The following is a 22655-nucleotide window of genomic DNA, read 5'->3' as shown; positions in this document are numbered from 1 at the left end:
GCCTCCAACTGGACCTTCGACCCCGTCCGCAAGCAGTACTTCTGGCACCGCTTCTTCTCCCACCAACCGGACCTCAACTACGAGAACCCGGCCGTGCAGGAAGAGATCATCTCGGCGCTGAAGTTCTGGCTGGACCTGGGCATCGACGGCTTCCGCCTCGACGCCGTGCCCTACCTCTTCGCGGCCGAGGGCACCAACTGCGAAAACCTTCCGGCAACCCACGAGTTCCTGAAGCGGGTGCGGAAGGAGATCGACGCCCAGTACCCCGACACGGTGGTGCTGGCGGAGGCGAACCAGTGGCCCGAGGACGTCGTCGACTACTTCGGCGACTTCCAGAGCGGCGGCGACGAATGCCACATGGCGTTCCACTTCCCGGTGATGCCCAGGATCTTCATGGCGGTACGCCGGGAGTCCAGGTATCCCGTCTCGGAAATCCTCGCCAAGACCCCGGCCATCCCGTCGAGTTGCCAGTGGGGCATCTTCCTGCGCAACCACGACGAGCTGACCCTGGAAATGGTCACCGACGAGGAACGCGACTACATGTGGGCCGAGTACGCGAAGGACCCGCGGATGCGCGCCAACATCGGCATCCGACGGCGCCTGGCCCCGCTCCTGGACAACGACCGCAACCAGATCGAGCTGTTCACGGCCCTGCTGCTGTCGCTGCCCGGCTCGCCGATCCTCTACTACGGCGACGAGATCGGCATGGGCGACAACATCTGGCTCGGCGACCGCGACGCCGTCCGCACGCCGATGCAGTGGACACCTGATCGCAACGCAGGTTTTTCGTCCTGTGACCCCGGCCGGCTGTCGCTGCCGACCATCATGGACCCCGTCTACGGCTACCAGGTCACCAACGTCGAGGCGTCGATGTCGTCGCCCTCCTCGCTGCTGCACTGGACGCGCCGCATGATCGAGATCCGCAAGCAGAACCTGGCGTTCGGCCTCGGCTCGTACCGGGAACTGCCGTCGTCGAATCCCGCGGTGATCGCCTTCCTGCGCGAGTACGAGGACGACCTCGTCCTGTGCGTGAACAACTTCTCCCGGTTCGCGCAGCCGACGGAACTCGACCTGCGGGCGTTCAATGGAAGGCATCCGGTCGAACTGTTCGGCGGGGTGCGCTTTCCGGCCGTAGGAGAGCTGCCGTACTTGCTGACCTTGGCAGGACACGGCTTCTACTGGTTCCGGCTCCGTAAGGAAGCCGCCTAGTCACCCCGTGGGGCGGGGTGGATCCGGTTTCCCCCGCCCCGCCCGGGGCACGCAACAGTGACACCCCGTCCACCCCGGGGAAAGGAACGTGACGCCATGGCGGAAACTGTCACACTTTCCGGCCGGACCAGTCCCGGTCCCGGCCTCCTCGCGTCCCTCGACCCCCTCCTGCGGGAGTGGCTGCCGAGGCAGCGGTGGTTCGCGGGCAAAGGCCGTCCCGTCACCGGTTTCTCGCTGGTGGCCGCCACCGAACTCCTCCCGGCGGACGGCACGCTCGGCCTCTACCACCTGCTGGTCCGCGCCCATCAGTCACCCGCGCCCGGCGACTGCTACCAGCTCCTCATAGGGGTGCGCGAGGCGCTGCCGCCCCGGCTCGCGCCCGCGCTGATCGGACATGTGGAGGAGGGCCCGCTCGCCGGACGCACGGTGTACGAGGCTCTGCACGACCCCCGGCCCGCCGAGGTGCTCCTGGAGGCATTGCGCACCCAGGCCCACATCGGCGGGCTGCGCTTCGAACGGGACCCGGGCCAGGACATCGCGACCGGTCTGGCCCCCCGCCTGATGACCGCCGAGCAGTCCAACTCGTCCGTCGTCTACGGCGACCGGTTCATCCTGAAGCTGCTGCGCCGGATCGTCCCCGGCACCAACCCCGACCTGGAACTCCCGCTCGCCCTCGCCCTGGAGGGCTGCCCCCGGGTGCCCGCGCCGACTGCGTGGCTGCGGGCGGAGTTCGCCGAGGAGCCGTACGTCCTCGGGGTGCTCCAGCCGTTCGTGCGGGGCGCGACCGACGGCTGGGAACTGGCGCTGCGCGAGCTGAGGAAGGGCGAGGACTTCGTCGCCGAGTCGCGGGCGCTGGGGCGGGCCACGGCCGAGGTGCATGTGGCGCTGGCCCGGGCACTGCCGACCACGACCCTGGGCCGCGTCCAGCTGGACCAGCTGGTCACGGGCATGACCGAACGGCTCGACACGGCGGCACAGGCCGTCCCCGTGCTCCGGCCGTACGTACCCGGACTGCGTACGGCGTTCTCGGCTCTGGCCGATCTCGCGGCCGAGGGACACACCTGGACCGCCCAGCGCATCCACGGCGACCTGCACCTCGGCCAGTGCCTGCGCTCACCGTCCGGGGAGTGGTCGCTGATCGACTTCGAGGGCGAGCCGTCCCGGCCGCTGGCGGAACGCCGGCTGCCCCAGCCGCCGGTGCGGGACATCGCGGGGATGCTGCGGTCCTTCGACTACGCGGCCCACTCCGCCGACCCGCCGGCCCCGGGCTGGGCGAGCAGGTCCCGGGCCGCCTACTGCTCCGGGTACGCGGAGATCGCCGGTGCGGACCCGCGCACCGACCCTGTCCTGCTGCGCGCGTACGAGACGGACAAGGCGGTCTACGAGGTCGTCTACGAGGCCCGGCACCGCCCCGACTGGCTCCCGGTCCCGCTCTCCGCCGTACGCCGCCTCGCCAACCCCACCACCTGACCCACCCCGCCCAGGAGGCCCCGCCGTGACCCCGCGCACCCCGTCGTCCAACGGTCCGGATCCGAAGAAGAAGGCCGTCGCGAAGAAGGCGACGGCCAAGAAGGGTGCCGGGAAGAAGAAGTCGGCGAAGAAGAACGCGCTGAAGAAAGCCTCGGCCAAGAAGACAAGCTCCGCCGCCGACCAGCAGGCCGCGCGCGAGACGGTGACGGCCGACACGGGCACCGACCCGACCACAACCACCCCCACACCCGCACCCGCACCCGCACCGGAGATCGCCATATCCCCTGCCCTCGATGCCGTGGACCGCGACCGCCTCCTCCACGGCACCCACCACGCCCCGCACTCCGTACTCGGCGCCCACCCGGTCCCCGGCGGCATCGCGTTCCGGGTGTTCCGGCCCTTCGCCCTCGGCGTGACCGTCGTGACGGGCGGCTCGACGACCGAGCTGCACGACGACGGGGACGGCTTCTTCTCCGGGCTGCTCCCCCTCCCCGACGTGCCGGAGTACCGACTGCTCGTGGCCTACGACGGCACCGTGCAGGACATCGAGGACGCGTACTGTTTCCTGCCCGCGCTCGGTGACCTGGACCTGCATCTGATCGGCGAGGGCCGGCACGAGCAGTTGTGGCAGGCGCTCGGCGCGGAGCCGATGACCCACCAGGGCGTCGCTGGCACCCGCTTCACGGTGTGGGCACCGAACGCCCGGGGCGTACGGCTGGCCGGCACCTTCAACTTCTGGGACGGCACGGGCGCCCCGATGCGCTCGCTCGGCGCCACCGGCGTCTGGGAACTGTTCATGCCGGGCATCGGCGAGGGCGAACTGTACAAGTTCGAGATCACCAGGCCCGACGGTTCCAGGACAATGCGCGCCGACCCGATGGCCCGCCGCACGGAGGTCCCGCCCGCCACCTCCTCCATCGTGACGGCCTCGCACCACGAGTGGGACGACGCGGAGTGGATGGCCGGGCGCACCGAAGTCCCGTCCCACGAGGCGCCGTTCTCCGTCTACGAGATCCACCTCGCGTCCTGGCGCCCGGGCTTGACATACCGTCAGCTCGCCGAGCAACTCCCCGCCTATGTCAAGGACTTGGGCTTCACGCACGTAGAGCTGATGCCGGTCGCCGAGCACCCCTTCGGCGGCTCATGGGGCTACCAGGTCACCGGCTTCTACGCCCCGACCGCGCGCCTCGGCACCCCGGACGACTTCAAGTTCCTGGTCGACGCCCTGCACCAGGCGGGCATCGGCGTCCTGATGGACTGGGTACCGGCCCACTTCCCGCGCGACGACTGGGCGTTGGCGGAGTTCGACGGCCGCCCCCTGTACGAGCACGAGGACCCGCTCCGCGCCGCGCACCCCGACTGGGGCACCCTGGAGTTCGACTTCGGCCGCCGTGAGGTGCGCAACTTCCTGGTGGCGAACGCCGTGTACTGGTGCCAGGAGTTCCACATCGACGGCCTGCGCGTGGACGCGGTCGCCTCGATGCTCTACCTCGACTACTCGCGCGAGCCCGGCCAGTGGACCCCGAACGAGCACGGCGGCCGGGAGAACCTGGACGCGGTCGCCTTCCTCCAGGAGATGAACGCGACCGTGTACCGCAGGGTGCCCGGTGTCGTGACGATCGCCGAGGAGTCCACCGCCTGGGACGGCGTGACCCGCCCCACCGACACCGGCGGCCTCGGCTTCGGGTTCAAGTGGAACATGGGCTGGATGCACGACTCGCTCGACTACATGACCCACGACCCGGTCCACCGCAGGCACCACCACGGCGAGATGACGTTCTCCATGGTGTACGCGTACAGCGAGAACTACGTGCTGCCCATCTCCCACGACGAAGTGGTCCACGGCAAGCGCTCATTGGTCTCCAAAATGCCCGGCGACTGGTGGCAGCAGCGCGCCAACCTCCGCGCCTACCTCGCCTTCATGTGGGCCCACCCCGGCAAGCAACTCCTCTTCATGGGCCAGGAGTTCGCCCAGGGCGCCGAGTGGTCCGAGACCCACGGCCCCGACTGGTGGCTCCTCGACCCGGCCTACGGCGCGGAGGCAGACCACCGGGGCGTACGCGACCTGGTCCGCGACCTCAACACGGTCTACCGCCACACCCCTTCGCTCTGGCAGCTGGACACCACCCCCACCGGCTTCCAGTGGGTGACGGGCGACGCAGCCGAGGACAACGTCTTCGCCTTCCTCCGCTACGACACCGACGGCACCCCCCTCCTCGCCGTCAGCAACTTCTCCCCCGTCGTCCGCCACGACTACCGCCTGGGCGTCCCGGACGACACCCCCGCCTGGCACGAAGCCCTCAACACCGACACCGCGGTCTACGGCGGCAGCGACGTCACCAACCCCGACCCCATCAAGCCGGAACCGACCGCCTGGCACGGGCGCGCGGCGAGCATCCGACTGACGCTGCCACCGCTGGCGACGGTGTGGCTACGGCCGGCCTGAACGGCCGCGACTTCACAACGCCGGCGGGCAAATCCAGCCTGTTGGGGGTCCCCCCTCTGGGGGAGTTTGAGGACGAGGCCCCTTCAGGGCCGACGGGGGTCTGGGGGCGCAGCCCCCAGGGACGCCGGCTGTCACTCCCCCACCGCACCGGCCAAGCTCAGCGGCAGCGCCCCCGTGTGCAGCACCCCGAGCCGCTGAGTGGCCCGGGTCAACGCCACGTACAGATCGCTCGTGCCGTACCGCCCCGGCTCGACGACAAGCACGGAGTCGAACTCCAGCCCCTTGGCCTGGCGCGGGTCGAGCAGGACGACCGTCCGCGTCAGGTCCGGCTCCGCGCCCGCCGTCACTCCGTCGAGCCGCGCGGCCAGCCGCCGGTGCAGGTCGCGCGGGGCGATGACGGCCAACCGGCCCTCGGCGGGGGTGAGTTCGCCGACGGCCTTCGCTACGGCGCCGGGGAGGTCGTCGGTTGCGCGTACCCAGGGCCGTACGCCCGTGGACCGTACCGAACTCGGCGGTTCGAAGGCGGGGTGCTCGGCGCGGACGACGGCCGCCGCGAGGTCCATGATCTCGGCGGGGGTGCGGTAGTTGACGCCCAGGCGGGTGTGGGTGAAGCGGTCCTCGACGTAGGGGGCGAGGATCTCCGACCAGGAGCCGACGCCCGCCGGTTCCGCCGTCTGGGCCGGGTCGCCGACCAGGGTCATCGAGCGGGTGGGGCTGCGCCGCATGAGCAACCGCCAGGCCATCGGGGAGAGTTCCTGCGCCTCGTCGACGATGATGTGGCCGAACGCCCAGGTCCGGTCGGCCGCCGCGCGCTCGGCGGCGCTGCGGTGGTCCTCCTCCTCGTGCCGCTCGGCGAAGCGTTCGGCGTCGATGATGTCGTGCGCGGACAGCACCTCGGAGCCCTCGGGGTCGTCCTCCTCCTTGTCCTCGAACTCGAACGTCCGGGAGGCGAAGGACACGTCCAACACGCCCTGCGCGAACGACACTTGCTCCTCGCGCTCGCGCTGGGCCCGCGCCCGCACCACCCGGTCGTCCCGGCCGAGGAGTTCGGCGGCCTCGTCGAGCAGCGGCACGTCCGCCACGGTCCACTCGCGGGTGACCGGACGGCGGATGGCGTCCGCGTCGTCGTCGGAGACGTAACCCACGGGGTCGGCGAGGAAGTCCGCCACGAGGTACTGCGGGGTCAGCCGTGGCCACAACTGGTCGATGGCGGCCCAGACTTCGGGGTTCTCGGCGAGTTCGTCGCGGATCTGGGTGATGTCGCTGGGGTCGAGCAGGTTGCCGCCGTCGAAAGGGTCGGTGCCGATGCGTTCGGCGACCATCTCGGTGAGCGTGTTGAGGATGTGGCCCTCGAAGTGCTCGCGGGCCGCGTTGTGCGGGAGCCGTGCCTCGCGGGTGCGGTCGCGGGCCACCCGGACCAGACCGTCGTCGAGCATGAGGATCTCGCGGTCGTGCTCGATCGCGATCACCGGGTCGGGCAGCGACTGCCAGTCGCGTACGACCCGGGCGAGGACGTCCGCCATGTCGGCGCGGCCCTTCACCGCGGCGGCGGCCCGGCTGTCGGTGGCCGTCGCCTTCACGCCGGGGAAGAGTTCGCCGACGGTCGCCAGCAGTACGCCGGTCTCGCCGAGGGAGGGCAGCACCTCGCCGATGTAACCGAGGAACGCGGGGTTCGGGCCGACGATGAGGACGGCGCGCTTGGCGAGCAACTCCCGGTGTTCGTAGAGGAGATACGCGGCCCGGTGCAGCGCGACGGCGGTCTTGCCGGTGCCGGGTCCGCCCTCGACGACGAGCACTCCGCGATGGGGCGCCCGGATGATCTCGTCCTGTTCGGCCTGGATGGTCTGCACGATGTCGTTCATCCGGCCGGTGCGCGCGGAGTTGAGCGCGGCGAGCAGCACCGCGTCGCCGGTCGGGTCCTCGTGGCCGGTGCGGGTGGCGTCGCCGAGGTCGAGGATCTCGTCGTGAAGCGCGGTGACGCGACGGCCGTCGGTGGTGAGGTGCCGACGGCGGCGCAGGCCCATCGGGGTGTGGCCGGTGGCGAGGTAGAAGGGGCGGGCGACATCGGCCCGCCAGTCGATCAGGATCGGGGTGAGGTCGGCGTCGTCGGCACGGATGCCGATACGGCCGATGTGGTGCCGGACCCCGGAGGCCAGGTCGATCCGGCCGAAGCAGAGCGAGCCCTCCACGGCGTTCAGCGCGGCGAGCAGCCCCGAGCGCTCGGCGACCAGGATGTCCCGCTCCAGCCGGGCCTGCCTGGGCGTGTTGCTCTGCCCGAGCGCGTCCAGGACGGAGTCCTCGGTGGCGCCGCGCAACGCGTCCACGCGCGCGTACAGACCGTCGATGAATTCCTGCTCGCCGTGAATTTCATCGCTGTTTGACAATTCCACTCCCGGACCTATATACTGTGCTCACTGAGCCTCTTTGCGACCTAATTCCCGTGAAGTCGCGAACCATTGAATATACGCAAAAGAATCCCCCGAGCGCAATTGCTCAGGGGATTTTTTCGTGCCGCCGAGTCGTACCGGCGGGTTCAGATCACGTCGGCCAGTTCCTCCAGCAGCCGCCGCTTCGGCCGGGCTCCCACTATGGCCTTCACCGGCTCACCGCCCCGGAAGACCATGAACGTGGGCATCGAGAGAACCTTGTACGCGTTCGTGGTCTCCGGATTCTGATCCACGTTCAGCTGCACCACCTTCAGCCGCTCGCCCTCCTCCGCGGCGAGCGCCCGCAGCACCGGCCCCATCTGCCGGCACGGCGGGCACCAGTCCGCGGTGAACTCCACCAGCACCGGCAACTCGGCCCCGATCACCTCCGCCGAGAAATTCTCGTCCGTCACGTCCGTCACGCCCGCTACGTCGATCACTGCTCACGCCCTCCCAGTTCACACAACGGTGATGGCTCCTCGACCGACGCCAGCCGCACCCCGATCTCCGCCCGCACGGCCTGCAACTCCCCGATCAGGGAGTCCAGTTCGGCCAGCTTGCGGCGGTAGACCGCGAGCGACGCCGGGCATGAGTCGCCCTCGGGGTGCCCGGCCCGCAGACACTCCACGAAGGGCCGCGTCTCCTCCAGGTCGAACCCGAAGTCCTGCAGAGTCCTGATCTGCCGCAGCAGCTTCAGATCCCCCTCGTCATACGTCCGGTACCCGTTGCCACCGCGCCGCGCGGGCAGCAGCCCCCGCGACTCGTAGTACCTGAGCGTTCGCGTCGTGGTCCCGGCCCGCGCGGCCAGCTCGCCGATTCGCATGCCCCGACGGTAATCCTTGACGCCGACGTCAGGGCAAGAGCGGTCGAGGCAAGAGCGATCAGGGCAGGAGCGGTTTCCGCTCCACCGGGGAGGTCAGCACGATCGACGTCGTGGTGCGCCCGAGCGCGGAGACGGCTTCGAGGACGTCCTCCAGGTGGACGGTGTCCCGGACGACGACCTTGAGGATCCAGCAGTCCTCGCCGACGACATGGTGCACCTCGGTGATCTCGGGGCGCTCGATCAGCTCCAGGGTCCTGGGGTGCTTCAGGTTGTAGCCGCCGTGCGGATTGACCCGGATGAACGCCTGGATGCCGTAACCGAGCCGGCCCGGGACCACCTGGGCGCCGTAGCCGCTGATCACGCCCGCGGTCTCCAGCCGCCGCACCCGCTCGGTGACCGCCGCCGGGCTCAGCCGGACGCGCCGCCCCAGCTCGCTGAGCTTGATCCGGCCGTCGGTCTGGAGGAGTTGCAGAATCTGCCGGTCCACGGCGTCGAAGGCCACCGATGTTTCCTCGGCACCGGCCCGCGAATGCCGTGGTTCTTTCGGTGCGACGGCCGGAACTCCCATGTCTTCCCCTTCAGTCCGCACGGATACGCCAGCAGAATTATGGCCATGGAAAAGGCGCGCGAGGTATTGGTCATCGGCGGGAACCGCTACTTCGGCAAGCGGCTGATCGCCCGGCTGCTGACCGCCGGAGACCGGGTCACGGTCCTCAACCGGGGTTCGTCCGCGCCGCCCGCCGGAGCGGCACACCTGATCGCCGACCGCGACGACGAGGACGCGCTGCGCACCGCGCTCGGCCCGCGCACCTTCGACGTCGTCGTCGACCAGGTCTGCTACACCCCGCGCCAGGCGGCGATCGCCCGCCGTGTGTTCACCGGCCGCACCAGGCGCTACGTCATGACGTCGACGGTCGAGGTGTACGAGTACGAGGACTCGGCCGAGCTCGTGGGCGAGGCGGCCGTCGATCCGCTCGCCGTGCCCGTCGACCTCGAACTCCCCTGGGACGACCCGGAGTTCCTCGACGCGCACTACGGCGAGGGCAAGCGCCAGGCGGAGGCGGTCTTCGCGGCACCGGGACCGGAGTTGCCGTATGCGGCCGTCCGCGTGGCCCATGTCCTGGGCGGCGCCGACGACTTCACCGGCCGCCTCCAGCACTACGGCGACCGTATCCGCGCGGGCGAGCCGATCGCCGTACCGGCCGTGAACCACCCGGCGACCTACATCCACGTCGACGAGATCGCCGGCTTCCTCCACTGGACGGTCGGCCAGGACTTCACCGGCCCGGTCAACGCGGCCTCCCACGGCCTGCTGACCACACAGGAGTTGTGCGAGGCGATCGCCGGACACCTCCCCTCCGGCCGTACGGTCCTCCGGCCGGTCGAGGTCGGCGAGACCTCCCCCTTCTCCTTCGCCCGCGCCTACGGCATGACCAACTCCCGTGCGGAGCGGCTCGGTTTCACCTTCGGTGACGTACGGCGGTGGCTGCCGCAGGCGGTCGCCGAGACCCTGGGAAAGGACGACTGACATGCGGTACCGCGCACTTGGCGACCTGCGGGTGAGCGCCGTGGGGCTCGGCGCGATGCCGCTGTCCCTGCCGGGCCGCCCGGACGAACGGCGCGCGCTCGCCACGGTGCACGCCGCGCTGGACGCGGGCGTGACCCTGCTGGACACGGCGGACTCCTACCACCTCCCCGGTGCCGAACCCGGCCACAACGAACGGCTGATCGCCCGCGCGCTCGCGAGTTACGGCGGCGACACGTCCGACGTGCTGGTCACCACCAAGGGCGGGCGCGGCAGACCGGCGGACGGCAGCTGGACGGTGACCGGTTCGCCCCGCCGTCTCAAGGCCGCCGCCGAGGCCTCCCTCAAGCGGCTCGGCGTGGACGCGATCGGCCTCTACCAGCTCCACAAGCCCGACCCGGCCGTGCCCTACGAGGAGTCGGTGGGCGCCCTGCGCGAACTGCTCGACGAGGGCAAGATCCGGCTGGCCGGCATCTCCAACACGGACACCGGCCTGATCCGCCGGGCCCACGCGATCCTCGGCGACCGTCTGGTGTCGGTGCAGAACCAGTACTCGCCCGCCGTCCGGGACAGCGAGCCGGAGCTGCGGCTCTGCGCCGAACTCGGCCTGGCCTTCCTGCCCTGGAGCCCGCTCGGCGGCATCTCCCGCAGCTCCCTGGACGGCCCGCCGGACCCGGACGGCGCAGCCGGCTCCACCGCGTTCCACTCGGTGGCCCGCGAGCACGGGGTCAGCCCCCAACAGGTCTGCCTGGCCTGGCTGTTGGCGAAGTCACCGATCGTGATCCCGATCCCGGGCGCCAGCCGCCCCGAGTCCGCCCGGGACTCGGCACAGGCGGCGGAACTGACCCTGACCACGGCCCAACTGACGCGCCTGGACCAGGGTCTCAACGGCGTCAGACCATGACCCCGGCGGACGTCTCCACCTCCAGCAGCGACGCGCTCTCCCGCTCCTCGTCGAACGCCTTGCGCCCCCCGCGCAGCCCGAACAGCCGCTTGGCGAGGGCGATGTAGAGGACGGCGAGGATGTTGAGGACGAGAGTGGCGATCTTCAACCAGCTGATGTGCTCGGTGAGTTCGTAGATCTCCAGCGGGAGAAACGCGGCGGTCGCGACCACCGTCAGATACTCCGCCCAGCGCTTGGCGTACCAGAGCCCACCGGCCTCGACGAGTTCGATCAGCGCGTACACCAGCAGCAGTACGGCGACCAGGACCAGCGTGGAGTGCTTGTAGCCGAAGGTCTTCTGGATGGAGCCGACGACCGGCGAGTGGTCGAGGTCGTAGTGGAAGTGCCTGAAGACCGGGCGGAAGACGTTCAGGTAGTCGTCGAAGAGCTTGCGCACCGAGTCCTGGCTGTTGCTGAACTTCCAGACCGCGGCGGCGACCAGCACGATGAACACCCCGCGCACGGCCCGCTCGATCGCCAGGAACCGCAGGATGAACAGGTCCCGCAGCACCTTCCCGCGCGGCACCAGCGGAGCGTGGTCGGCGGGCCCGGAGCCGTGCGGTTCGCCGAGCACGAAGTCGCCGCAGCGCAGACAGCGCCAGGCCGTACCGAACTTGGTCTCGACGCGCAGCCGCTCCCGCAGCGCCGTCTCGTCGGGCGCGTACGTCACATGCCCGTGCCGTGCGCAGTGCCGCCGGTCCCAGTCGATCTTCATGCCCATGTCCCCCGTGACTCCCGCCGAACGAAAACGTGCCATACCGCGCCGGAGTTTTCCGGCACGGCACGGCACGCTAGTGCATCCCCCGGAAGGGCGGGGAGGTGGACCGGGGGGCTGAGCGACGGGGGGACACCCAGCCACCCGGAGTCCGTGGGGCGTCCGGACCTTGTTCAGGTGGGTCCGGGCGCCCCGCTCGGGGGGGGCGGATCAGGCCTTGGCGAGTTCCTTCTCGCCGCCCTGCTCGGGCACTCCGTCGAGGTGCTCGTCGCTGTCCTCGTCGAGCAACGTCGTCTCGTCGAAGGGCAGTTCACCCGCGAGGACCCGGTTCACCCGCTCCTTGTCGACCTCGCCGGTCCAGGTGCCGATGAGCAGCGTGGCGACGGCGTTGCCGGCGAAGTTGGTGACGGCGCGGGCCTCGCTCATGAAGCGGTCGATGCCGATGATCAGACCGACGCCGTCGACCAGGGCCGGCTTGTGCGACTGCAGACCGCTGGCGAGCACGGCGATACCGGAGCCGGAAACCCCTGCCGCACCCTTCGAAGCAACCATCATGAAGAGCAGCAGGCCGATCTGCTGGCCGATGTTCATCGGCTGGTCCATGGCGTCGGCGATGAACAGCGAGGCCATGGTCAGGTAGATCATCGTGCCGTCGAGGTTGAAGGAGTAGCCGGTCGGCACGGTGATGCCGACGACCGGGCGGCTGACACCCAGGTGCTCCATCTTCGCGATGAGCCGCGGGAGCGCGGACTCGGACGAGGAGGTGGAGACGATCAGCAGGAACTCGCGGCCGAGGTACTTCAGCAGCTGGAAGAGGTTGACCTTGGCGACCAGCTTGGTCAGCGTGCCGAGCACGACCACGATGAACAGGAAACAGGTGATGTAGAAGCCGGCCATGATCGTGCCCAGCGCCTTGAGCGCGTCCATGCCGGTCTCGCCGATCACGGCGGCCATCGCGCCGAAGGCACCGACGGGCGCCGCCCACATGATCATGCCGAGGACGCGGAAGACCAGCTTCTGGATGTACTCGACGCCGCGCAGCACCGGCTCGCCGGTCCGCCCCATCGCCTGCAGCGCGAAGCCCGAGAGCAGCGCGATCAGCAGGGTCTGGAGGACCTGGCCCTCGGTGAAGGCCGACACGAAGGTGGTCGGGATGATCCCGAGCAGGAAGTCGACCGGACCCTCGGCGGCGGCCTGGGCCTGGGTGTGTCCGACGCCCTTCACGGCCTCGGTCAGGTGCATGCCGCTGCCCGGGTGGATGATGTTGCCGACGACCAGGCCGATGGCCAGCGCCACAAAGGACATGGCGACGAAGTAGCCGAGCGCGAGCCCGCCGACCTTGCCGACCTGGGCGGCCTTCCGTACGGAGCCGACGCCGAGCACGATCGTGCAGAAGATGATCGGCGAGATCATCATCTTGATCAGCGAGACGAAGCCGGTACCGATCGGCTTCAGTTCCTTGGCGAAGTCGGGCGCGATGAACCCGACGGCGATGCCGAGGGCGACCGCGACGATCACCGCGATGTAGAGGTAGTGGGTGCGGTCCCGCTTGGCGGGCGGTGCTGCGGGTGCGGCAGATGCGGGCGTGCTGGCCACGGCTGCCCTCCTTGACGACGTCGTCGGCATCATCCGGCGTGCGGCTCACGACCGGCGGAATCCCGTTGTGCGGCTCACATCCGGGAAGATCCGGGAGATGGGGGCTCCCAGGGGGTTGCGGTGACTATCTCCTGGCTTGTGAGGGCGGTCACCCTTACGTTCATTTAGTTCGCGCCATTTCGGAGAGGCACACTGACGACATGCGCTTCCCGCACATCCCCCGCCCCCGCAGCCTCGCCGGTCAGCTCTTCGGCATGCAGGCGGTGCTGATAGCGGTCGTCGTCGCCGGGTACGCGCTGTTCACCTACGTCAGCGACCGCAGCCAGGCCGAGGACGCGGCCGGCCGCCAGGCCAGGGCGGTGGCCCGCTCGGTCGCGGACTCCCCGTCGGTGGTCGCGGCGATCGGTACGTCCGACCCCACCGCGCACCTGGAGACGTACTCCCTGCGCGTCCAGCGCGACACCCAGGTCGACTTCGTCACGATCATGAACCCGCAGGGCATCCGCTGGACCCACCCGGACAAGAACCAGATCGGCAAGAAGTTCCTCGGCCACATCGGGCCCGCCCTCGACGGCAAGTCCTTCACCGAGACCTACACCGGCACGCTCGGCGCGTCCGTCCGCGCGGTCACCCCGATCTACAACACCCGTCACACCCGGATCATCGGCCTTGTCAGCGCCGGCATCCGGGTCGAGGCGATCACCCAGCGGGTGCAGGACCAGGTGACGGCCCTGATCGGCGTAGCGGCAGGCGCCCTGGCACTGGGTGCCGTAGGAACGTATGTGGTGAACGCCCGCCTCCGCCGCCACACCCACAACATGAACGCGACCGAGCTGAGCCATATGCACGACTACCACCAGGCCGCGCTGCACGCGGTACGGGAAGGACTGCTGATGCTCGACGGGCAGTACCGGGTGGCGCTCATGAACGACGGCGGGCGCGAACTGCTGGGGGTGACAGGTGACGTGGTCGGCCGCTCGGTCGCGGACCTGGGCCTGCCCGCACCCCTGACAGGGGCGCTCCTGTCGTCGGAGGAACGGGTGGACGAGGTACACCTGACGGCGTCCAGGGTGCTGGTGGTGAACACGTCACCGGTGTCGGGCGGTGAGCGCCGAGGAACGGTGGTGACATTGCGGGACGTCACCGAACTCCAGTCCCTGATGGGCGAGTTGGACTCCGAGCGTGGCTTCACGCAGGCGCTGCGTTCCCAGGCGCACGAGGCGGCGAACCGCCTGCACACGGTCGTCTCGCTGATCGAGCTGGGCCGGGCGGAGGAGGCGGTGGACTTCGCGACGGCGGAGCTGGAGTTGGCCCAGACGCTGACGGACCAGGTGGTCTCGGCGGTCAACGAGCCTGTGCTGGCTGCCCTGTTGCTGGGCAAGACGGCCCAATCGAACGAGCGGGGCGTCGAGTTGGTGGTGTCCGAGGACAGCGGGCTGGACGACGGCCTGCTGCCGGATTCCTTGTCCGCGAGGGACCTGGTGACGATCCTCGGGAATCTGATCGACAACGCTGTGGACGCGGCTCAGGGGAGCTTGCGGGCGCGGGTGACGGTGACGGCGCGGACGGAGGCGGAGGGGATGGGCTCCGGCGCCGGCTCCGGCTCCGGCTCAGCGCTGGTTCTGCGGGTCGCGGACACGGGCACGGGGGTGGACCCGGCCCACGCGGAGGCGGTGTTCCAGCGCGGCTTCTCGACGAAGCCGGCGGGACCGGGCGGCCGGGGGCTGGGACTGGCGCTGGTACGGCAGGCGGTGAACCGGCATGGGGGGACGTTGACGGTGGCGGAGGCGGAGGGAGGCGGAGCGGTGTTCGAGGTGCGGTTGCCGTTGTGGGGGACGGACGCGAGTACAGGGGGTGTCGGGGCGTCGTCGTCTCCGGGCACTGCTTCCAGAGGTGAGGGCTCATGACCACGGCCGAGCCGATCCGCGTGTTGATCGTCGAGGACGATCCCGTCGCCGCCGACGCGCACGTCATGTACGTGGGCCGGGTACCGGGCTTCGTGGCGGTGGGCAAGGCGCACACGGGCGCGGAGGCGAGACGGGCGCTGGAGCGCACGCAGGTGGACCTGTTGCTGCTCGACCTGCACCTGCCGGATGCGCACGGCCTGCAACTGGCCAGGTCCTTGCGGGCGGCCGGGTATCACGCGGACGTGATCGCGGTGACGTCGGCGCGGGATCTGGCGGTGGTGCGAGAGGGGGTGTCACTGGGTGTCGTCCAGTACGTCCTGAAGCCGTTCACCTTCGCCACGCTACGGGACCGGCTGGTGCGGTACGCCGAGTTCCACGCGGCGGCGGGCGAGGCGAGCGGCCAGGACGAGGTCGACCGGGCGCTGGCCGCCCTGCGCGCGCCTTCGCCTGCGGCGCTGCCGAAGGGCTTGAGCGCGCCGACGTTGGAAAAGGTGACGGTCGCTCTGCGGGACTGCGGGGAGGGGCTCACTGCGGCGGGGGTGGCGGAGGCGGTGGGGATCTCCCGGATCACGGCGCGGCGGTACCTGGAGCATCTGGTGGAGGCGGGGAGGGCGGCGCGGAGTCCGCAGTACGGGACTGTGGGGCGGCCCGAGTTGCAGTACCGGTGGGTCAAGGGGTAGGCGGGCGGGGCGAGTTGGACGGTCGCGGTCGCGCATAGCTCAGGACCTGGTGGCCGAGGCCGACGACGATGAGCGCCTCGACGACGGAGAGGGCGAGCAGGCCGGGTGTCGTCTGGCCTGCGGCCCAGTAGACGACGAGCCCGGCGAACGGGACGACGCAGAACGCCAGCAGGTCGACGGAGGACTGGATGACCTTGCGGGAGCGCCGGCGGGTGTCGGAACGGTGGGCGGTCTCCCACGCGAACGCCTTCTCGGCGTACGCGAGTTGGGCCAACCTGGGCCCCAGGTCGTCCCGTACGTACGTCCCGATCGCGGAGATCTTCTCGTCGTTCACGAGGTAGGTCCAGCCGAGCACGACACACACCGGCGGCAACGCGAGCAGCATCTCGGACTGCTTGGCCTGGGCCGCGGCGGCGATGACGGCGGCGACGATGGTGAGGGTGACGTAGAGGAGGTTGTCGCGGAAGCCGATGCGGGTCTTCTGTTCGTCCTTGACGGTCTGGTATTCGGCGAGGAGGAGTTGGGCCACGGTGACGTCTCCCTCGGACACGCTGCTCCCCCTCGCTCTGGTGCCAACACGCCCACTGTGCAGGCGACTTGGAAGTACCTTATGTGAGTGACACAACCCCTTGTCGCGGTACTGACCGCTCTGTCGCTGGAGTACAAGGCCGTGCACGCCCATCTCACGGATGTACGGAAGCGGGAGCATCCGCGGGGTACGAGGGCCACGGTCGGCCGGCTCGCCGGAACACCCTGGGCCGTCGCCCTGGTCGAGATGGGCGAGGGGACCCTGACGGCCGCCGCGCTCACCGAGCGGGTGATGTCGTGGCTGGAGCCGCAGGCGGTGCTGTTCGTGGGGGTCGCCGGGGGCCTGAAGAGCGACATCGGACTGGGCGACGTCGTGGTGGCGACGAAGGTGTACGGCATCCACGGCGGCAAGGAAACACCGGAGGGTTTTCTCGTACGGCCGGAGGCGTGGCGCGCGTCGCACCGGCTGGCCTCGGCCGCCCGGGAGGCGTTGCGGGACGACCCGCATGCCCACCTGAAGCCGATCGCCGCGGGGGACGTGGTCCTGGCCGCACCCGAGTCTGCGCTCGCGGAACATCTGCGGCTCCATTACAACGACGCGGCGGCCATCGAGATGGAGGGCTCGGGGGTCGTGAGCGCGGTGGACCTCGCCGGTGGGGACGCGCTGGTGATCCGGGGGATCAGCGACCGGGCCGACGCGGACAAGTCCCGTGCGGACGGGGAGGGTTGGCAGCCTCGGGCCGCGGAGAACGCGGCGGCTGCGGCGGTGGCTGTGCTGCGGGAGCTGTGGCCGTTTCGGGGGTGGATGGGGGGTTCCGGCTCCGGTTCCGACAGGGAGGGCGAGGACTCCGAGGAGGGGCCCCATCGGGGGGCGACTTACGGAGGGGATCACCTCGACTTTCGGGGGAGCACCTTCAACGGGCCGTTCGTTGCCAAACGGGTGGACCGGGAGCGGTAGCGGGGCGGGGCGTGGGTCCGTTCATGGGCCGGTGCCGGTTGCTACTGCTGCGCTGCCTGGTGTGCCGGCTGGGTTCACCGGGCGGGACGAGGACTTGGCGCGGCTGTTTCCCGTACTGGACCCGGCCGCGGAGTCCGAACTGCCGGTGGTGATCTGCGCGGTATCCGGGCTGGGCGGGATCGGGAAGACGTCGTTGGCGTTGTGTGCCGCGCATCGGGCGGTGCGGGACGGGTGGTTTCCGGGCGGGACGTTGTTCGTCGACTTTCGGGGGTACGACGAGGATCCGGTCACGGCGGATCAGGCGGTGGTCGCGCTGTTGGACGGGATGGGGGTGCGGGGGACGGATCTTCCGCAGACGGTGGCGGGGCAATACGGGCTGTATCGGCGGCTGTTGGCGGAGGAGCGGGGGTCGATGCTGCTGGTCCTCGACAATGCGTCGTATGCAGGGCAGGTGAGACAGGCCGGGCGGAGGAGGCGGTTGAGGCGCACACCCGCGCCCGCGACCTGCACCAGACGGCCGGGGACCGCCTCGGCGAGGCCATCGCGTGGAACAACCTCGGCAACGCCCTGCGGGAAGCGGGCCGGGCGGAGGAGGCCATCGACGCCCACACCCGCGCCCGCGACCTGCACCAGACGGCCGGGGACCGCCTCGGCGAGGCCATCACATGGAACAACCTCGGCAACGCCCCGGGGAAGGCGGGCAGGGTGGAGGAGGCGGTTGAGACTTACGCGAAGGCCCTGAAGGGCTATCGGGAGTTCGACGACTGGTACGAGACGGGCCGCGCCCTCTCCAACCTGGCCCTCGCCCACCAGCAAGCCGCCCGCCCCGCCGAGGCCCGCACCCACTACCTCCAATCCGCCGCCGCTTTCACCCGAGCCAACGCCCCCACCGAAGCCGCTCTCGCCCAATCCCACGCAGACGCATTGACCTGACTAGACCACTCCACTTACCTTCACCGGGCAGCCATTCCCCCAGGCCCAGGTCACAACGATGTGAGCCGTAGGAGGTCGTGCCCGTGCGCCCCACCGCCGTCGCCCTCGCAGCCATCTCAGCCCTAGCCCTCGCCGCAACCACCCTCACCGCCTGCAGCAGCGGATCCGGCAGCAGCCCGGACACCGTCAAGATCTCCTTCAAGCAGTCGACGGACAACTCCATCAAGGTGATGGACACCTACCTCGCCGACATGAAGAAGCAGTTCGAGAAGCAGTACCCCGGCAAGAAGGTCGAGCTCGTCCCGATCAAGGCCCCGGACTCGGAGTACTACACCAAGCTCCAGCAGATGCTCCGCTCCCCCAAGACCGCCCCGGACCTGGTCTACGAGGACACGTTCCTCATCAACAGCGACATCACGTCCGGCTACCTCAAGCCCCTCGACTCGTACCTCTCCAAGTGGCCGGACTGGAACCAGTTCCTCGACACGGCGAAGTCGGCCGCGAAGGCCGAGGACGGGAAGACGTACGGCGTCCCGGACGGGACGGACACACGCGGGCTCTGGTTCGACAAGGGGATCTTCAAGAAGGCAGGCCTGCCCACGAATTGGCAGCCCAAGACCTGGGACGACGTCCTCGCCGCGGCCCGCACGATCAAGCAGAAGGTCCCGAACGTCACCCCCCTCAACGTCTACACCGGCAAACCGGCCGGCGAAGCCGCCACCATGCAGGGCTTCGAGATGCTGCTCTACGGAACGAACGACGGCACCACGGACCCGCTCTACGACAAGACGTCGAAGAAGTGGATCGCGGGAAGCCAAGGCTTCAAGGACGCCCTCTCCTTCGTGCACACGGTCTACAAGGAGAAGCTCGGCCCGGACGTCTCCGACGCCCTCGACCCGAACATCCAGACCTACGTGTTCGGCGACATGCTCCCCAAGGGCAAACTCGGCATCGCCCTCGACGGATCCTGGCTGCCGCAGGCGTGGTTGAAGGGCAGCGGTCACGAATGGCCGCAGTGGTCACAGGAGTTGGGCCTCGCGTACATGCCCACGCAGAACGGCCAGGCCCCCGGCAAGGTGAGCATGTCCGGCGGCTGGACCTGGGCAATCCCCAGCAAGGCCGGAAACCCCGACCTGGCCTTCGACTTCATCAAGACGATGCAGACGAAGGCGAACGCGGAGAAGTGGTACATCGCCAACTCCGGTATCTCCGTCCGGAAGGACGTCGCCGCCGACCCCGCCTACGCCAACGCCCAGCCCGGCATCAAGTTCTTCACGGACCTCGTCGCGAGCACGCACTACCGCCCCGCCTACCCGGCGTACCCGAAGGTCTCCACCGCGATCCAGGAGGCGATGGAGGGCGTGACGACGGGCGACATGTCGGTGGACAAGGCGGCGAGTTCGTACGACGACGCACTCAAGTCCGCCACGGACAACCAGGTCGCCAAGAAGTGACCACCGCACCCCGGCAAGCGGCGGGCCCGGACGCGACGAAGTCCGCCCCGGGCCCCCGGCAGTCCGCGTACCAGCAGCCAACCCCCCGCAACGACCACCGCACCGTCCGCCGCATCCTCGCCCAACTCCTCCCCCTCTCCCCCGCCCTGGTCCTCCTGATCCTCTTCCTGGCCGTTCCGATCGGCTACTGCGCCTACATCGCCTTCACCGACCTCCAACTCACCGGCCAGGCCCACTCGTCCTTCGTGGGCTTCGCGAATTTCCGTACGGCCTTCAAGGACTCGGAATTCCTCAACGCGGTATGGCTGACGCTGGTGTTCACGGTGTTGTCGTCCCTGATCGGCCAGAACACCCTGGGCCTGGCGCTGGCGACCCTCATGCAACGCGCGTCCAAACCGATCCGCACCCTCACAGGCGCGATCGTGATCACGGCCTGGGTCCTCCCGGAGGTGGTCGCGGGCTTCCTCCTCTACGCCTTCTTCCGCCGCGAGGGCACCCTGAACGCCATCCTGGACTGGCTCCATCTCCCGTCCGAGAACTGGCTGTTCACGCTCCCGATCCTGGCGGTGTCCTTCGCGAACGTCTGGCGGGGAACGGCGTTCTCGATGCTGGTCTACTCAGCGGCCCTGAACGAGATCCCCAAGGAGATCACGGAGGCGGCGGAGGTCGACGGCGCGGGCGGCTGGCGCCGCATGTGGCACATCACGCTCCCGATGATCCGCCGCTCGATCGGCACGAACCTCATGCTCAACACCCTCCAGACCCTCTCCGTCTTCGGTCTGATCTGGGTGATGACGAGAGGCGGCCCGGGAAACAAGAGCCAGACCCTCCCCCTCTACATGTACGAACAGGCCTTCCAGAACAGCATGATCGGCTACGCCACGGCGGTCGCACTCCTCCTGCTCCTGGTCGGCTCGCTCTTCTCGGTGATCTACATGCGCCTGCTGCGAACGGAGGTCTGACCCATGGCCCTCACCCTTTCCTCCCGCCGCACGACCCGACGCCTGGCGGCCGACGCGGGCCTGCTGGTGGTCGCGGCGACATTCGCGCTCCCGCTCCTCTGGGTGGTCTTGTCGTCCCTAGACCCCCACGCGGACCTCAAGGTGAAGGCCCCTGACGGCCTGACCCTGGACAACTTCCACGCGATCCTGAACTCGGACATCACCTTCACCCCCCTCCTCAACAGCCTGATCCTGTGCGGCTTCGGAACGCTGCTGACGGTGGTCTGCTCGGCGCTGGCGGCGTACCCGCTGTCCCGCTTCCGCTCCCGCCTGAACCGCCCCTTCCTCCTGACGATCCTCTTCGCGACGAGCCTGCCGATCACGGCGATCATGGTGCCGGTGTACGCGCTGTTCGTGCAGGTGAACCTCATCGACACGATGCAGGGCACGATCTTCTTCTTCGCGGCCTCCCAACTCCCGTTCGCCATCTGGCTGATGAAGAACTTCATGGACGGCGTACCGAAGGAGTTGGAGGAGGCCGCGTGGACCGACGGGGCGTCGTCGTTCCAGTCGCTCGTACGGATCGTTCTTCCGCTGATGGGGCCGGGCGTCGCGGTGGTGACCGTCTTCTCGTTCGTGATGATGTGGGGGAACTTCTTCGTCCCGTTCATGCTCCTGCTCACCCCGGACCAGATGCCGGCGAGCGTGAGCATCAATGAGTTCTTCGGGAACCGGGGGATGGTTGCTTATGGGCAGCTGGCCGCGTTCTCGGTTGTTTATTCGACGCCGGTGATTTTGTTGTATGTGCTGGTGGCACGGCGGTTGGGCGGGGGGTTCGCTTTGGGCGGGGCTGTTAAGGGGTGATGGCTTCGGCCTGGGTGCGGGCTTTGGCTGCTTCGGTGGGGGCGTTGGCGCGGGTGAAGGCGTCGGCGGACTGGAGGTAGCAGGTGTGGGCATCGGAGGGGCGAGCCGCGTACTGGTGGGCGAGGGCCAGGTTGGAACAGGTCTGACCCGTCCCGTACCAGTCTTCGAACTCCCGATAGCGCTCCAGAGCCTTCTCGAACGCCTCAATCGCCTCCTCCGCCCGGCCTGTGTCACCCAGGCTGGAGCCGAGGTTGTTCCACGCGATGGCCTCGCCGTGGCGGTTCCTGAGGGTCTGGTGCAGGTCGCGGGAGCGGGTGTGGGCATCGATCGCCTCCTCCGCCCGGCCCGCCTCCCGCAGGGCGACTCCGAGGTCGCCCCACGCGAAAGCCTCGCGGTGGCTGTCTCCGGCGGCATGGTGCAGGTCGCGGGAGCGGGTATGGGCGTCGATCGCTTCCACCGTCCGACCCGTCTCCCGCAGGGCGATGCCGAGGCTGTTCCACGCGCCGGCCTCGCCCGCCTGGTTACCGGCGCGGTGAGCAGCCTCCCGCGCGACACCGCACACCGTGATCTTGTCGTCGAAAAAGCGCCGCCAGTCCAGAAACTCCGCCAAACACTGCGACAGCCACACCGCCGTGTCCGCGTACCGCTCCTGCCGCGCCCACTGCACCGCCGCCACCAGCCCAGCCCGCTCCGCGTCCAGCCACGCCAGCGCCGCAGCCCGGTCCGAAAACCGCTCCGGCACCGGCATCCCCGGCAGCCACCGCAACCAGCCATCCGCCGCCCACGCCCGCCGGTGATAGAACTCCAGCACCCGCTCCCGCGCCGCCTCCCCCTCCTCCCACAACCCCGCATCCCCCTCAACCACACCCACCCCGAACACCCGCACCAAGTCATGCAACCGCCACCGCCCACGCCCACTCCCCCGCTCAACAAGATGAGCGCGAGACAACGCATCGAGCACACGCACAGGCGCAGCATCCGCCCCGTCCAACACGGCGACGACCTCAGCCGTCACCTCCGGCCCCGGAGCCAGGGCCAACAGCCGTAGCAATGAGCTGTACTGAGATTCGTGGAGTCTCTGATGCCAGGGTTACGATCCTGGCGAAGGAGAACCACATCAGTGCCAGCACCACGGAAATACTCCGATGAACTACGTGAGCGCGCGATCCGCGAGGTCCGGACCACCGGACGACCCGTCGCGCACGTCGCGAAAGACCTGGGCATCCACAAGGAAGCC

Annotated in this window: 21 protein-coding genes and 1 pseudogene; 14 read left to right on the top strand and 8 right to left on the bottom strand. The window is 69.4% G+C overall.

The window, feature by feature from the left end; genetic code table 11:
* From treS to glgB, 3 genes are all read left to right on the top strand, one after another.
* On the top strand, positions 1-1209 hold a 1209-nt coding region (gene treS / locus ACIBJH_RS47985; RefSeq protein WP_399123380.1), incomplete at its 5' end, for a maltose alpha-D-glucosyltransferase.
* 96 nt (positions 1210-1305) lie between these two features.
* Positions 1306-2679, top strand: coding sequence for a phosphotransferase (locus ACIBJH_RS47980; protein WP_399123379.1), 1374 nt, complete (start codon positions 1306-1308; stop codon positions 2677-2679).
* A gap of 25 nt (positions 2680-2704) precedes the next feature.
* A complete protein-coding gene (gene glgB, locus ACIBJH_RS47975) occupies positions 2705-5125 on the top strand; it encodes a 1,4-alpha-glucan branching enzyme (RefSeq protein ID WP_399123378.1) in 2421 nt (806 codons plus the stop codon).
* 131 nt (positions 5126-5256) lie between these two features.
* On the opposite strand, the gene ACIBJH_RS47970 is transcribed toward glgB, so the two are convergent.
* The 4 genes from ACIBJH_RS47970 to ACIBJH_RS47955 form a co-directional block, all read right to left on the bottom strand.
* Complete coding sequence (locus ACIBJH_RS47970; protein ID WP_399123384.1) at positions 5257-7491, bottom strand: HelD family protein; 2235 nt, start codon at positions 7489-7491, stop codon at positions 5257-5259.
* Between the two features lie 167 nt (positions 7492-7658).
* The gene (locus tag ACIBJH_RS47965) at positions 7659-7991 is read right to left on the bottom strand and encodes a thioredoxin family protein (RefSeq protein WP_399123377.1); all 333 of its coding nucleotides are present in this window, start codon (positions 7989-7991) and stop codon (positions 7659-7661) included.
* Positions 7988-8374: a MerR family transcriptional regulator gene (locus ACIBJH_RS47960; protein WP_399123375.1), complete on the bottom strand. Its 387-nt coding sequence runs from the start codon at positions 8372-8374 to the stop codon at positions 7988-7990. The genes ACIBJH_RS47965 and ACIBJH_RS47960 overlap by 4 nt, the downstream gene beginning before the upstream one ends.
* Positions 8375-8432: 58 nt before the next feature.
* On the bottom strand, positions 8433-8876 hold the full coding sequence (locus tag ACIBJH_RS47955; RefSeq protein WP_307818591.1) for an Lrp/AsnC family transcriptional regulator: 444 nt from the start codon (positions 8874-8876) through the stop codon (positions 8433-8435).
* 111 nt (positions 8877-8987) lie between these two features.
* Here ACIBJH_RS47955 and ACIBJH_RS47950 point away from each other — a divergent pair, with 111 nt between their 5' ends.
* Positions 8988-9902 carry an NAD-dependent epimerase/dehydratase family protein gene (locus ACIBJH_RS47950; protein WP_399123373.1) on the top strand — a complete coding sequence of 305 codons (915 nt, stop codon included), beginning with the start codon at positions 8988-8990 and terminating at the stop codon, positions 9900-9902.
* Between the two features lies 1 nt (position 9903).
* Complete coding sequence (locus ACIBJH_RS47945) at positions 9904-10803, top strand: aldo/keto reductase (protein ID WP_399123372.1); 900 nt, start codon at positions 9904-9906, stop codon at positions 10801-10803.
* Here the strand turns inward: ACIBJH_RS47945 and ACIBJH_RS47940 are convergent.
* On the bottom strand, positions 10793-11557 hold the full coding sequence (locus ACIBJH_RS47940; RefSeq protein ID WP_399123383.1) for a DUF2127 domain-containing protein: 765 nt from the start codon (positions 11555-11557) through the stop codon (positions 10793-10795). The genes ACIBJH_RS47945 and ACIBJH_RS47940 overlap by 11 nt on opposite strands.
* Before the next feature lie 210 nt (positions 11558-11767).
* Entirely contained in the window at positions 11768-13186 is a 1419-nt protein-coding gene (locus ACIBJH_RS47935) for a cation:dicarboxylate symporter family transporter (protein WP_399123371.1), read from the bottom strand.
* 167 nt (positions 13187-13353) lie between these two features.
* On the opposite strand from ACIBJH_RS47935, the gene ACIBJH_RS47930 reads away from it, so the two are divergent.
* Both ACIBJH_RS47930 and ACIBJH_RS47925 read left to right on the top strand, forming a co-directional pair.
* Positions 13354-15060 carry an ATP-binding protein gene (locus tag ACIBJH_RS47930; protein WP_399123370.1) on the top strand — a complete coding sequence of 569 codons (1707 nt, stop codon included), beginning with the start codon at positions 13354-13356 and terminating at the stop codon, positions 15058-15060.
* A complete protein-coding gene (locus tag ACIBJH_RS47925; RefSeq protein ID WP_019073117.1) occupies positions 15057-15740 on the top strand; it encodes a response regulator in 684 nt (227 codons plus the stop codon). The genes ACIBJH_RS47930 and ACIBJH_RS47925 overlap by 4 nt, the downstream gene beginning before the upstream one ends.
* Here the strand turns inward: ACIBJH_RS47925 and ACIBJH_RS47920 are convergent.
* A complete protein-coding gene (locus tag ACIBJH_RS47920; RefSeq protein ID WP_399123369.1) occupies positions 15730-16290 on the bottom strand; it encodes a hypothetical protein in 561 nt (186 codons plus the stop codon). The genes ACIBJH_RS47925 and ACIBJH_RS47920 overlap by 11 nt on opposite strands.
* Before the next feature lie 66 nt (positions 16291-16356).
* Between ACIBJH_RS47920 and ACIBJH_RS47915 the strand changes: the two genes are divergently transcribed.
* From ACIBJH_RS47915 to ACIBJH_RS47890, 6 genes and pseudogenes are all read left to right on the top strand, one after another.
* A complete protein-coding gene (locus tag ACIBJH_RS47915; protein ID WP_399123368.1) occupies positions 16357-17226 on the top strand; it encodes a 5'-methylthioadenosine/S-adenosylhomocysteine nucleosidase in 870 nt (289 codons plus the stop codon).
* 201 nt (positions 17227-17427) lie between these two features.
* Positions 17428-17826 (top strand): annotated as a pseudogene (locus ACIBJH_RS47910) (tetratricopeptide repeat protein); the annotation flags it as partial.
* Between the two features lie 105 nt (positions 17827-17931).
* Positions 17932-18159 (top strand): tetratricopeptide repeat protein, encoded by a 228-nt coding sequence (locus ACIBJH_RS47905; protein WP_399123382.1) that lies wholly within the window; start codon positions 17932-17934, stop codon positions 18157-18159.
* An 83-nt stretch (positions 18160-18242) separates the two neighbouring features.
* Positions 18243-19613: an extracellular solute-binding protein gene (locus ACIBJH_RS47900; RefSeq protein WP_399123367.1), complete on the top strand. Its 1371-nt coding sequence runs from the start codon at positions 18243-18245 to the stop codon at positions 19611-19613.
* On the top strand, positions 19610-20575 hold the full coding sequence (locus ACIBJH_RS47895; protein ID WP_399123366.1) for a carbohydrate ABC transporter permease: 966 nt from the start codon (positions 19610-19612) through the stop codon (positions 20573-20575). The genes ACIBJH_RS47900 and ACIBJH_RS47895 overlap by 4 nt, the downstream gene beginning before the upstream one ends.
* Positions 20576-20578: 3 nt before the next feature.
* Positions 20579-21418, top strand: a complete 840-nt coding sequence (locus ACIBJH_RS47890) for a carbohydrate ABC transporter permease (RefSeq protein ID WP_399123365.1) — start codon at positions 20579-20581, stop codon at positions 21416-21418.
* On the opposite strand, the gene ACIBJH_RS47885 is transcribed toward ACIBJH_RS47890, so the two are convergent.
* The gene (locus ACIBJH_RS47885) at positions 21408-22304 is read right to left on the bottom strand and encodes a tetratricopeptide repeat protein (RefSeq protein ID WP_399123364.1); all 897 of its coding nucleotides are present in this window, start codon (positions 22302-22304) and stop codon (positions 21408-21410) included. The two genes, ACIBJH_RS47890 and ACIBJH_RS47885, sit on opposite strands and share 11 nt — an antisense overlap.
* A gap of 195 nt (positions 22305-22499) precedes the next feature.
* On the opposite strand from ACIBJH_RS47885, the gene ACIBJH_RS47880 reads away from it, so the two are divergent.
* The coding region (locus ACIBJH_RS47880; RefSeq protein WP_399123381.1) for a transposase at positions 22500-22655 on the top strand (156 nt) is incomplete at its 3' end.

Origin of the sequence: Streptomyces sp. NPDC050548 (assembly GCF_044457385.1) — a bacterium.
Taxonomy (GTDB): domain Bacteria; phylum Actinomycetota; class Actinomycetes; order Streptomycetales; family Streptomycetaceae; genus Streptomyces.
The sequence above is the reverse complement of the archived record's forward strand: the minus strand, read 5'-3'. Positions and strand labels throughout refer to the sequence as shown.